Annotated in this window: 12 protein-coding genes; 8 read left to right on the forward strand and 4 right to left on the reverse strand. The window is 68.5% G+C overall.

The window, feature by feature from the left end; genetic code table 11:
• Positions 1–13: 13 nt before the first annotated feature.
• Complete coding sequence (locus GT355_RS02790) at positions 14–1,288, forward strand: FAD-dependent monooxygenase (protein WP_160133231.1); 1,275 nt, start codon at positions 14–16, stop codon at positions 1,286–1,288.
• A gap of 13 nt (positions 1,289–1,301) precedes the next feature.
• Here the strand turns inward: GT355_RS02790 and GT355_RS02795 are convergent, their stop codons facing one another.
• Positions 1,302–1,910, reverse strand: coding sequence for a DUF420 domain-containing protein (locus tag GT355_RS02795; protein ID WP_120069383.1), 609 nt, complete (start codon positions 1,908–1,910; stop codon positions 1,302–1,304).
• A gap of 138 nt (positions 1,911–2,048) precedes the next feature.
• Here GT355_RS02795 and GT355_RS02800 point away from each other — a divergent pair, with 138 nt between their 5' ends.
• The 7 genes from GT355_RS02800 (at position 2,049) to thsA (ending at position 8,944) form a co-directional block, all read left to right on the forward strand.
• Positions 2,049–2,504 (forward strand): DUF7979 domain-containing protein, encoded by a 456-nt coding sequence (locus tag GT355_RS02800; RefSeq protein ID WP_240145694.1) that lies wholly within the window; start codon positions 2,049–2,051, stop codon positions 2,502–2,504.
• A gap of 60 nt (positions 2,505–2,564) precedes the next feature.
• Positions 2,565–2,981: a cobalamin B12-binding domain-containing protein gene (locus GT355_RS02805; protein ID WP_160133232.1), complete on the forward strand. Its 417-nt coding sequence runs from the start codon at positions 2,565–2,567 to the stop codon at positions 2,979–2,981.
• Positions 2,978–4,069 carry a methylmalonyl Co-A mutase-associated GTPase MeaB gene (meaB, locus tag GT355_RS02810; protein ID WP_160133233.1) on the forward strand — a complete coding sequence of 364 codons (1,092 nt, stop codon included), beginning with the start codon at positions 2,978–2,980 and terminating at the stop codon, positions 4,067–4,069. The genes GT355_RS02805 and meaB overlap by 4 nt, the downstream gene beginning before the upstream one ends.
• A 93-nt stretch (positions 4,070–4,162) precedes the next feature.
• A complete protein-coding gene (locus GT355_RS02815) occupies positions 4,163–5,491 on the forward strand; it encodes an aminotransferase class III-fold pyridoxal phosphate-dependent enzyme (RefSeq protein WP_160133234.1) in 1,329 nt (442 codons plus the stop codon).
• 111 nt (positions 5,492–5,602) lie between these two features.
• Positions 5,603–6,184 (forward strand): pyridoxamine 5'-phosphate oxidase family protein, encoded by a 582-nt coding sequence (locus GT355_RS02820; RefSeq protein ID WP_160133235.1) that lies wholly within the window; start codon positions 5,603–5,605, stop codon positions 6,182–6,184.
• Between the two features lie 66 nt (positions 6,185–6,250).
• Complete coding sequence (locus GT355_RS02825) at positions 6,251–7,243, forward strand: glycosyltransferase family 2 protein (RefSeq protein WP_160133236.1); 993 nt, start codon at positions 6,251–6,253, stop codon at positions 7,241–7,243.
• Between the two features lie 135 nt (positions 7,244–7,378).
• The gene (gene thsA / locus GT355_RS02830) at positions 7,379–8,944 is read left to right on the forward strand and encodes a thermosome subunit alpha (protein WP_192927978.1); all 1,566 of its coding nucleotides are present in this window, start codon (positions 7,379–7,381) and stop codon (positions 8,942–8,944) included.
• Between the two features lie 30 nt (positions 8,945–8,974).
• Here thsA and GT355_RS02835 read toward each other — a convergent pair whose 3' ends face one another.
• The 3 genes from GT355_RS02835 to GT355_RS02845 are packed head-to-tail and all read right to left on the reverse strand — an operon-like array spanning position 8,975 to position 10,904.
• Positions 8,975–9,586, reverse strand: coding sequence for a trimeric intracellular cation channel family protein (locus GT355_RS02835; protein ID WP_160133237.1), 612 nt, complete (start codon positions 9,584–9,586; stop codon positions 8,975–8,977).
• On the reverse strand, positions 9,586–10,350 hold the full coding sequence (locus GT355_RS02840) for an SAM hydrolase/SAM-dependent halogenase family protein (RefSeq protein ID WP_160133238.1): 765 nt from the start codon (positions 10,348–10,350) through the stop codon (positions 9,586–9,588). The genes GT355_RS02835 and GT355_RS02840 overlap by 1 nt, the downstream gene beginning before the upstream one ends.
• 2 nt (positions 10,351–10,352) lie before the next feature.
• Entirely contained in the window at positions 10,353–10,904 is a 552-nt protein-coding gene (locus GT355_RS02845; protein WP_160133239.1) for a nicotinamide-nucleotide adenylyltransferase, read from the reverse strand.
• Between the last annotated feature and the right edge of the window lie 115 nt (positions 10,905–11,019).

Here is an 11,019-nt window from a genome sequence, read left to right on the forward strand (position 1 = left end):
GCCTCCGGTTGCTATGCACGGGGGCGACGAACACGAGGTAGACGTGGTGGTGGTCGGCGCGGGACCGGGTGGCGCGGTGCTGAGCTACCTCCTCGCACGCAGCGGTGTCGAGACGCTCCTCTTGGAGCGCCATCGCGACCTCGATCGGGAGTTCCGTGGCTTCGGGTTCCAGCCCGACGCGCTCCGGCTGTTCGACGAGATGGACCTCCTCGACCCGATACTCGACCTCGACCACCGGGAGGTCCGCGTCGGCGAGGTCTCGGTCTACGACCGCTCGTACGAGGTGTTCGACTTCGACGACATCCCCGGCCCCTACGACTTCGCGCTCCTGATGGAACAGCCGCCGCTGCTCGAAGTCATCATCGAGGCGGCGAGCGCGTTCGAGTGCTTCACCTACCGACCGCACACGCCGGTTCGTGACCTCGTCCACGAGGCCGGACGGGTCGTCGGCGTTCGCGCACTCGACCACGAGACCGGCGAGGAGTTCGTGGTGCGGAGCCGGCTGGTCGTCGGTGCCGACGGGCGATTTTCGACGGTTCGAACGGCGGCCGACATCGACCCCGGGCTCCTCGATTCGAGCATCGAACTCCTCTGGTTCAAGCTCCCGGACACCGTCGCTCAGAACGCCGCCCAGTCCCGGCTCAACGAACACGGCCTCCTGCTCTACTTCGGCGTCGGTGGCGGTGAGGTCCAACTCGGCTGGTTCGTCGAGAAGGGTACCTACCCGGAGCTCCGGGCCGAGGGCATCGAGGCGTTCCGTCGGCGGCTCGTCGCGGTCGACCCGAGCCTCGACGCCGTCTTTCCCGAGGCGCTCCCGAGCTTCGAGGACTGTTCGCTGCTCCACATCGAACCCGGACTATCCGAAACGTGGGTTCGGGATGGCCTCCTCCTGCTCGGCGACGCCGCCCACGTCGCCTCGCCGATCGGTGCCCAGGGCAACGCGCTGGCGATCCAGGACGCCGTGGTCGCCCACGCGGTCGTCGCGGAGGCGCTCGACCGTGGCGATGGGCCGCTCTCGACGGGGACGCTTCGGCGGTACGAGCAGCGGCGACGGCCCGCGGTCGAGCGCGTGTTACGTGGGCAGCGACTCGCCGAACGCGGGCTGTCGTGGATCGTTCGGCGCAGCGACGGGCTCCCCGATGCCGTCACGCGCTCGCTTCTACGAACGCTGTTCGCGGTTCCCGCGCGGATCCCGATAGCCCGGCTTCCGTTCGGACGGCGGTTGCTCACGCGGGCGCTGTTCGGTCCAGAGCCGGTACACGTCGACGGGACGCGGTTTCGGGACTGAAAGACGCCGCCCGCTATCTCGGTACCCAGCTATAGACGTGATTCAGCAGGAAGTAGGTCACGACCCCCAAGAACAGGCTCAGCGACCACGAGGCCACCGCGACCCGGCCGACGCGGGCGTGGGCGGTCTCCTCGATCTCGCTCGGGGTGTGGGTGAGACCGACCACGACGGGGTAGATCACGACCGGGACCGCGACCGCCGAGAGCAGGATGTGGATCGCGAGCATCACGAGGTAGGCGGGTCTGACGACCCCCGCGTAGGCGGCGAGGAACTGGCCCTGCTCGATGACGATCTCCTTTTCGAAGCCGCCGCCGACCTTCCAGAGATAGCAGACGAGGAAGACCATGATCAGCCCGAAGGCGGTCAACATCGCGGCGCGGTGTTTCCTGATCTGGCCGGTGCGGATGAAGTAGAAACCGACGAGCAGCGCGGTGAGCGCGCAGGTGTTGATGACCGCGATGAGGTCCGAGAACAGGATGACGGTGTCGTTCCCGATCGGCGGAAAGAGGTTCACGAACCCGGCGAACGTCCCGAGCACGAGCACGTAGCCAATGACCGAGAGCACCGCGGTGGTGAGGAGCGGATGTGACTTCACCGGCCCCTGCGTGCTGACGGTTGCCATTACCGGCGCTCGGGGCGTCCGCCCAATGCGTCTTCTGGTTCCCGCCTCTAGTCTCGAAATCCATCCAGACAATGGAGTTTCTGTTTTTGAGGAGAAGTTGTCGGAAAATATTTACCAACAGCCGATTTCACCCGGGATATGGTTCGGTCGCTCCTCCACAGCTCGTTGCTCGAACGACACTCCGCGCTTCGATTCACACTCATGCTGCTCGGGGTCTGTGTCCTGCTCGCCAGCCTCCCGGCCTGGCTCGGAACCGCCGACTTCGACTACCACTTCTCGTACAACCACCAGATCCAGGACCCGACCTTCGAGCAGGAGCGCGAGACCACGCCGTACGACCAGCTCTCCCCGGAAGAGCGCCAGTACGTCGACGCGGCTCTCGACGGGGAGCGCTTCGACTTCGAGGACGACTCACGGACGATGCCGTCGATCGTCGAACGCGGCGGCACCTACTACGCCTTCGACTCGGGCCGGTCGGTCGACTGGTTGAACCCCGGAAGCTTCGGGCCGGTCCTCGTCGGCCTCGCCGGGTTCTGGCTCGTGTTCGAGGCGGTCCAACACGAACGTGCCCACCTCGGCCCGCACGGGGTCTGACCGGTCGTCGATCCCGAAGCATCGATACACACAAACCGGCGGCGGTCGTAGCGGGTCGGTATGAGTGCAGAGCAGGCCCAGCGCCCGATCCGGTGTCTCGTCGCCAAGGTGGGGCTCGACGGCCACGACCGTGGGGCCCACGTCATCGCGCGCGCGTTCCGGGACGCGGGCTTCGAGGTGGTCTACTCGGGCCTCCACCGCTCGCCCGACGAAGTCGTGCAGGCCGCCGTCCAGGAGGACGTCGACGTCCTCGGGATCTCGATCCTCTCGGGGGCGCACAACACGCTGGTCCCCAAAATTCTGGAGGGGCTCGACGGGTACGGCGCGCTTTCGGATACCCTCGTGATCGTCGGCGGGATCGTCCCCGACAAGGACAAACAGGGCCTCAAGGACCAGGGAGTCTCGGCGATATTCGGACCGGGCGCGTCGATGGAGGAGACCATCGCGTTCGTCCGCGAGAACGCCCCCGAGCGATGACCGACGACGACCTCCTCGCGCGCCTGCTCGACGGCGACCACCGCGCGCTCGCGCGGGCGATCACCACCATCGAGAACCGCGCGCCGGGCCACCGCGACCTCGTCTCGGGCCTCTACGACCACACCGGGAACGCCGAGGTCATCGGCATCACCGGGAGTCCCGGGGCGGGCAAGTCCACCCTGGTCGACAAGGTGGCGAAGACGTACCGCGACCAGGGCCTCACCGTCGGGATCATCGGCATCGACCCCTCCTCGCCGTTCACCGGTGGCGCGGTGCTCGGCGACCGGATCCGGATGGCCTCGAACATCGGCGACATGGACGTCTTCTTCCGGTCGATGAGCGCCCGTGGCAGCCTCGGCGGGGTCTCGATCGCGACCGCCGACGCCGTGAAGGCGCTCGACGCGTTCGGGAAGGACCGGATCATCGTCGAGACCGTCGGTGCGGGCCAGAACGAGGTCGACATCATCAAGACCGCCGACACGGTGACCGTATTACTCCAGCCGGGGAGCGGTGACGACGTCCAGATGCTGAAAGCGGGGATCCTCGAGATCGCCGACGTGTTCGTGGTCAACAAGGCCGACCTCGACGGCGCGAACAGGACGGTGCAGGAACTCTCGGAGATGATCGGGCTCCGGGGGAGCGCCGGGAACGAGTCGACCGCCCGTCACGCGGACCACCACTCGGGCGAGGAGGCGGTCGCGCTCCAGCGGGCCGATAGCGATGCCGAGGCCGAAGACGAGAGCGGCTGGACACCGCCGATAATCGAGACGGTCGCCACCCGTGGGGAAGGGGTCGAGGAGTTCGTCGAGGCGCTCGCCGACCACCGCGCCCACCTCGAATCGACCGGCGAGATCGAGGCCAAGCGTCGTACGCGCTACGCCGAGGAGATCCGGACCCTGCTCCGCGAGGACACCGCCGACCTCCTGGCCGAAGAGATCGACGCCCGCGGGGGTATCGACGACCTCGCCGCGGCGGTCGCGGCGGGCGAGACCGACCCCTACGAGATCGCCGACGACCTCCTCGACCCGATCGCCGAGTACGCCCGGCGGACCCGCGACACGGACACGGCCGAACCGCACCCGGAGTGACGAAACGGAACGTTCTGTCCCGTCGGGTGACATTCGTTGCCTTACGGCCGCTGGAGTAGCATTCATTAAGAACCCCTCGGCCATACCCACGACATGAACCGCGAGACGGCGGAACCGCGGGTGGCAAAAATCCCCGGGGAGCGAGCACGCGAGTGGGTCGAGTACCACACCGAGCGCGCCGCGCCGAGCACCTACGTCTACGATTTCGTCTGGGACCGCACCGCCCCCGCCGAGGGCCCCTTCTGCACCGACGTCGACGGCAACGTCCTCCTCGATTTCACCAGCCACGTCGGGGCCGCACCGCTCGGCTACAACAATCCCCTCGTCCTCGACCCGATGCGCGAGTTCGACCTCGTCGACCCGCTCAAGATCGCGGGCCAGGACTTCTACGTCAGCGGCGGCGGGTCGCCCGAGAACCCCGACCTCCCGGGGCCGACGGGGCTGATGGATCGTCTGCTCGACATCACCTCGCAGTACGGGATGGACAAGGTGTTCCTCTCGAACAGCGGGGCCGAAGCCGTCGAGAACGCGATCAAGATCTGCTACGACCATACGAAAGGAAAGTACGGGATCACCACCGAGGGCGCGTTCCACGGCCGCACGCTCGGCGCGCTCTCGCTCAACCGCTCGAAGTCGGTCTACCGCCGCGACTACCCCGAGATCCCGAGCGTCCACACGATCCCGTTCTGTGACGACCGACACTGCGAGGCCGAGACGTGTTCGTGCGGCTTCTTCGGTGGCGAGACGACCGGCCTCGAACGGATGGTCGGGCCCGGCGGGTTCGTCGACCCCGAGGACGTGGCCTACCTGATCCTCGAACCGATCCAGGGCGAGGGCGGCTATCGCCTCCCGAGCGAGGCGTTCATGGACGAGGTCGCGCGGGTGTGTGAGACCTACGACCTCACGCTGGTCGCCGACGAGATCCAGTCGGGGATGGGGCGAACAGGAGAGATGTGGGCCGCCGACCACTACCCGATCGAGCCCGACGTGATCACCGCCGCGAAGGGACTCAGAGTAGGGGCCACGATCTCCCGCTCGGACGTCTTTCCCGAAGAACGCGGCCGGATCTCCTCGACCTGGGGGGCGGGCGACGTCATCGCCTCGCTCCAGGGCGCGCTCACGCTCGACGCCATCCACGAACACGACCTCCTCCACAACGCGACCGAACGCGGTCGGCAGTTCGTGGAGTATCTCTCGGACGCCGATCCGGAGGGCGTCGTCGACGTTCGCGGCAAGGGCCTCATGCTCGCCGTCGAGTTCGACACCCCCGAGCGCCGCGACGACGTCCTGCAGGCGGCGTTCGAACGCGGTCTGCTGACGCTCGCCTGCGGGCGGAAGGCGCTCCGGATCCTCCCGCCGCTCGACGTGACCCCGCGCGAGATCGACCTCGGCGTGAGCCTGCTGTGCGAGGCGATCGAGTAGGCCCGTCCAGGCGCTGCTCGGCCCCGACCTGTTGCTGCTCGGCCCCGGCCTGTTTCGAATCCCGTCTCCCTCGGTCGTTAGGGCTTTGCTCGTCGCTTGCCTTCCACACACATGAGCGACGACGCCGACGGTCGCCCGGGAAGCGACGGCGAACACGACCTCCAGGAGCGGTTCGGCACGAAGGCCCGCGCGCTCGCGTTCTACGACGGTAGCGTCTCCGACCGGCTCAACGACGTGATGGCGGCGTTCGTCCGCGAGCGGATCATGTTCTTCCTCTCCACGGCGGACGGCGACGGCAACACCGACTGCTCGCCCCGGATCGGCCCGCGGGGGTTCGTGACGGTGCTCGACGACCGCCACCTCGCCTACCCCGAGTTCCGGGGCAACGGGGTCCAGGCCTCGCTCGGCAACATCCACGAGAACCCCCACGCGACGTTCCTCTTCGTCGACTGGTGGGACACGACGGTGGGACTCCACGTCAACGGCCGTGCCACGCTCCACGACGAGGTCGACGGGGCCCACGACCCGACCGACGTGAACCGAACGAAGACGTGGGTCGAACTCGAAGTCGAGGAGGCCTACATCCACTGTGCGAAACACCTCCCACGGCTGTCGATCGAGGAATTCGACCCGCCGTGGGGCACCGACGACCCGAGCGCCAAACGGACCGGCTTCTTCGCCGACGTCGACTGACCCCTCGATACCGGCTGTAGCGGGTAAAACAGGGGTTTTTATAGCGAGACGGGGTATCGGTCGTTCATGCAGCTTTCGGTGGTCGTGCCGACGCTCAACGCTCGGCGACGGCTCGTGGCGTGTCTCGACGCGCTCGCTGCGGTGGCCCCCGAGAGCGAGGTGGTCGTCGTCAACGGCCCGTCGGCCGACGGAACCACCGGTATCGTTCGCGAGCGCGAGGACGTCGACGTGCTGGTCGAGGTCGCCGACCGGAACGTGAACGTGATGCGCAACGCCGGGATCGAACACGCGGACGGCGACCGGATCGCGTTCGTGGGCCAGGGTCGAACGGTCGCCGCGGGCTGGCTCGCCGCGCTCGCCGACGGCTTCACCGGCGACCACGTCCACCCCCGAAATCACACGTTCGCGGAGGGCTACTCGCTCCCCGAACGCTCCTCGATAGGGGCGGTCACGGGTCCCACGTTGCCGACCGAGGGGCCGGCCCCCGAGACCCGCGCCATCGCGGGTCGGGAGGTGACCTACTTCGACGGCTTCAACGTGGCGTTCTCGTGCGAGGCGCTCGACGGGCTCGACGGCTTCGACGAGTACCTCGAAACCGGCGGCTCGCGCGACCTCGCCCACCGGCTCGCCGCCGCCGGCTACGACGTGGCCTGGCGCGACGGCATGGCGGTCCGGCGGGGCGTGAAAGCCCCACAGCGTGGCGACCCGGGAACGCCCGTGCCGCACGCCCTCTCCGACGGCGGGCAGGCCGAGCGCGACTGGTACTGGAAGTACCGGGCGCTCGCCTACCGCCTCGTCAAGAACTACGGGCTCCGACCGACCACGGCACGACGGCTGTTGAGCCACGCCGGCAGCGACGCCGCGGCGGAGCTTCGCGACATCGTCCGCGGAGAGGCGACCCCCTCCGGCTGGGCCGCCACCGGCCGGGACGTGATAACCGGCACCGCCCGGGGGCAAGCGGGAGGCGTCCTCGCCCGGTGGCGCGACCGGGGTCGGCGGAACCCCCGCGGGGTCTCCTCGCGGTCGGACCGCGCGGTGGCGGTCTACGACCGTCGGTGAGGGCGGGGGCTCGCGCCACGCCGTGTCACACCATCCCGTCCACGTCCGGCGCTTTTTCGAGCCGGGTTGAAAAAATTTATATAGAACCGCAAACGACCCACTGGTGAGGATTCCATCATGGCACAGCAACAGCGAATGGGTGGACAGCCCATGTTCATCCTGAGCGAGGACACGCAGCGCACCCGCGGACAGGACGCCCAGAGCTCGAACATCGCCGCCGGGAAGGCGGTCTCGCAGGCCGTACGCACGACGCTCGGTCCACGCGGCATGGACAAGATGCTCGTCTCGGACGCCGGCGACGTCGTCATCACCAACGACGGCGCGACCATCCTCGGCGAGATGGACATCGAGCATCCCGCCGCCCAGATGATCGTCGAAGTCGCCGAGACCCAGGAGGACGAGGTCGGTGACGGGACGACGACGGCGGCCGTGCTCTCCGGTCAGCTGCTCGCGAAGGCCGAGAACCTGCTCGACGACGACGTCCACCCGACGACGATCGTCGAGGGGTACAACGAGGCCGCCGCGCTGGCCAACGAAGCGGTCGAGGGGCTCGTCCTCGACGCCGACGACCTCGACGACGACCGGCTCCGAGCCGTGGCCCGCACCTCGATGACCGGGAAGGGCACCGGCGACGTGAACGCGGAGGCGCTCGCCGAGACGGTCGTGGACGCCGTTCGCCAGGTCGAGGGCGACGACGGCGTCGCGCGAAACGAGATCTCAGTGCGAACCCAGACCGGTGCGGCCTCCAGCGCCACCGAACTCGTCGAGGGCGTCATCAGCGAGGAGGAGCCGGTCCGCGAGGACATGCCGACCAGCGTGGAAGACGCCTCGATCGCCGTGCTCGACGTCGAGTTCGACATCCGTGAGTCGAGCGTCGACGCCGAGTACGACGTCACGAACATCGACCAGCTCAACGCCGCGCTCGACGCCGAAGAGAAACAGTTCAAGCAGTACGCCGAGAAGCTCGCCGACCTCGACGTCGACGTCGCGTTTGTCACCGAGAGCATCGAGGACCGCGCGGCGGCCTCCCTCGCCGAGGAGGGCATCCTCGCCTTCGAATCGGTCGGCGACGACGAGGCGAAGTCCATCACCCAGGTCACCGGCGCGAGCCGCGTCGGCGCGATCGACGACCTCGAAAGCGACGACCTCGGTAACGCCGAGTCGGTCAGCGTCGAGTCCTACGGCGACGACGACCTCGCCTTCGTCGAGGGCGGTGCGGCCGCCGAGTCCGTCACCGTCTTCGCCCGCGGCAGCACCGACCACGTCACCGACGAACTCGAACGCGCGCTCAACGACGGGCTCGACGTCGTGACCGCCGCGCTCGACGCCGGTGGTGTCGTCCCCGGCGGCGGCGCGAGCGAGATCGCGATCGCCGACCACATCCGCGACCGCGCGGCCAGCATCGAGGGCCGCCGCCAGCTCGCGGTCGAGGCGTTCGCCGACGCGATCGACGTCCTCCCGCGCACGCTCGCCGAGAACACCGGGATGGACCCGATCGACGCGCTCGTCGACCTCCGCTCCCGTCACGACAGCGAGGGTCGCGCCGGCATCATCTCCGAGGGTCAGACCGGCCAGGTCACCGACCCCGTCGAGGCCGGCGTCTTCGACCCCGCGGCCGTGAAGTACGAAGCGCTCGAGTCCGCCACCGAGGCCGCGACGATGATCGTCCGGATCGACGACGTGATCTCGGCCGACAACTGACGCGAGCCGAACGACCAACCACGAAATTTTTCACCCGATAGTCGGGAGCCGCCAGTCCCCGCGGAGCGCGAGCACCCGAAGCGCGAACACGACGACGGCACACCCGAGCGTCGCGGAGCCGGTGGCGACGTCGAACCGGGTCGCAATCCAGAACGCCGCCCCACCGACCACGGCGGGCGTCGCGTAGAAATCCTCGTGAAGAACGGCGGGCACGCGTCCGAGGAGGACGTCGGCGAGGCTCCCGCCACCGACCCCCGTGAGCGCCGCGAGGACCACGACACCGAACGCCGAGAGGTCCGCGTCGATGCCGACGAGCGCCCCGGTGGCGGCGAACGCCGCGAGACCGACCGCGTCCGAGAGGGCGACGACCGGGTGGCCCCGGACCCGTCCCCCGAGCAGCCACGCGAGAACGACGGCGATGACCACGCCCGCGAACGCGAGACCCACGTCGGTGGTCGTCCGAAGTGCGACCGGGATCCGGCCGACGAGGGCGTCCCGGACGATACCGCCGCCGAGCGCGGTCAGGGTCCCGAGAACGGTCACGCCGAACAGGTCGAGGTCGGCGTCGACCCCCTTCAGCGCCCCGGCGGCGGCGAACGCGAGCAGCCCCACCGCGTTCATCGCCCCGAACGCGTCGACCATCACACGAACGCGAGCACGACCGGGTCACCCACCCCGACGCCGAACGCCTCCACACCCCGACCTCGATTCACCGCGAGTTCGACGTTCCCGTGACTGCCGACGGTGACGAGCCGGTCGCCGGGCTCGACGTGGGCGTACGACCGTTCGACCCGTACCGACTCGCCGTCGAGTTCGATCTCCTCGCCGAACCGGCCGTCGAGCACGCTCCCCGGAACGTTCGTGATGGCGTTCCCGAAGCCGTCGACCACGAGGATCGCTCCCGTTGCGGTTCCGTCGTCGACCGTCGGCTCGGGGAACGCCAGCGATTCGATCTCGTCGACCGGTTCGTAGCCATCGAGGCTCTCGATGGCGTCGATATCGGCCTCGTGGACCGCCGCCGCGGCGGGTGCGAACACGTCCCGGCCGTGGAAGGTCGCGCTCGCGGCGTCGTCCTCGATCGCGAACGCCTCGAAATCTTCACCCCCTTCGGCGAGCCGTCGGGCGGCGGGAACGAGCACCCCGTTGTCCGGGCCGACGAGGACGTGGTCGCCGGCACGCACCACCAGTGCCGCGCGGTCGGTGCCGACGCCCGGGTCGACCACCACGAGGTGGACGGCGGGCGGGAAGGTCGGGAGTACCTCGCGGAGCCAGAAGGCGGTCGTGCGAACGTCCTGCCGTGGGAAGTCGTGGGCGACGTCGACGAGTCGGGCGTCCGTCCGACCGAGGATCACGCCCTTCATCGCCGCCGGGTAGGGCGAACCGAAGTCCGAACTCAGCGTGATCACGGTTACTCGGGGTCGGTGGAGCCGCTGGGGTTCGGTTGTGCGGCGGCCCCGTCGGTGTCACTCACCCGTTGGATACGCTCGATCCCGTCGATCTCCGCAACGATGTCGACCACGGCGGGCGGCACGAGTTCGCGCCAGCCCTCGTCGACGATCATCCGTTTCCTGATCTCGGAGCCTTCGAGCTTCTCGCGATCGAACATCGGCGACTGCTGGACCTCCATACCGGCCTCCGAGAACAGCTGGACGACGAGCGGGTTGTTCGAGTAGGCGACGTCGAAGGTCGGCGACATGCTCCGGACGTGGGAAACCCAGACCGCGTTCCGATTGAGGTCCTCGATCGGCACCGGATAGATGACGAGGTCCGAGTCGGCGAGCGATTTCGTGATCATCATGATCCGCTCGCCCGCGGTGAAGGGGTCGTGACGGGTGTGGGAGTCGTCGGCGCTCCCGATCCCGAGCACGAGTTCGTCGACCTCCTTCGCGATGTGTTCGACCATCCGATGATGGCCGTCGTGGTAGGGCTGGAATCGACCGATGTAAAAGCCCCGTCTCATATCCGTCCGTGGGACGGCGTGTATTTAAGTCCGTTCAGTCGTCGGTCGGGGCGCGAATCCCGTCGAGCGAGGCTGTCGGGACCGGAGACGGTGGTGTGACGCCGGTCGCCGAGGG

The sequence above is a fragment of the Halococcus salsus genome, assembly GCF_009900715.1.
GTDB lineage: Archaea > Halobacteriota > Halobacteria > Halobacteriales > Halococcaceae > Halococcus > Halococcus salsus.

What these genes read in the sequence shown, in the direction of transcription:
- thsA (WP_192927978.1), top strand. Translation starts at nt 7,379, where the DNA reads ATGGGTGGACAGCCCATGTTCATCCTGAGCGAGGACACGCAGCGCACC.
- GT355_RS02845 (WP_160133239.1), bottom strand. Translation starts at nt 10,904, where the DNA reads ATGAGACGGGGCTTTTACATCGGTCGATTCCAGCCCTACCACGACGGC.
- GT355_RS02835 (WP_160133237.1), bottom strand. Translation starts at nt 9,586, where the DNA reads ATGGTCGACGCGTTCGGGGCGATGAACGCGGTGGGGCTGCTCGCGTTC.
- GT355_RS02790 (WP_160133231.1), top strand. Translation starts at nt 14, where the DNA reads ATGCACGGGGGCGACGAACACGAGGTAGACGTGGTGGTGGTCGGCGCG.
- GT355_RS02800 (WP_240145694.1), top strand. Translation starts at nt 2,049, where the DNA reads ATGGTTCGGTCGCTCCTCCACAGCTCGTTGCTCGAACGACACTCCGCG.
- GT355_RS02820 (WP_160133235.1), top strand. Translation starts at nt 5,603, where the DNA reads ATGAGCGACGACGCCGACGGTCGCCCGGGAAGCGACGGCGAACACGAC.
- GT355_RS02825 (WP_160133236.1), top strand. Translation starts at nt 6,251, where the DNA reads ATGCAGCTTTCGGTGGTCGTGCCGACGCTCAACGCTCGGCGACGGCTC.
- GT355_RS02795 (WP_120069383.1), bottom strand. Translation starts at nt 1,910, where the DNA reads ATGGCAACCGTCAGCACGCAGGGGCCGGTGAAGTCACATCCGCTCCTC.
- GT355_RS02805 (WP_160133232.1), top strand. Translation starts at nt 2,565, where the DNA reads ATGAGTGCAGAGCAGGCCCAGCGCCCGATCCGGTGTCTCGTCGCCAAG.
- GT355_RS02815 (WP_160133234.1), top strand. Translation starts at nt 4,163, where the DNA reads ATGAACCGCGAGACGGCGGAACCGCGGGTGGCAAAAATCCCCGGGGAG.
- meaB (WP_160133233.1), top strand. Translation starts at nt 2,978, where the DNA reads ATGACCGACGACGACCTCCTCGCGCGCCTGCTCGACGGCGACCACCGC.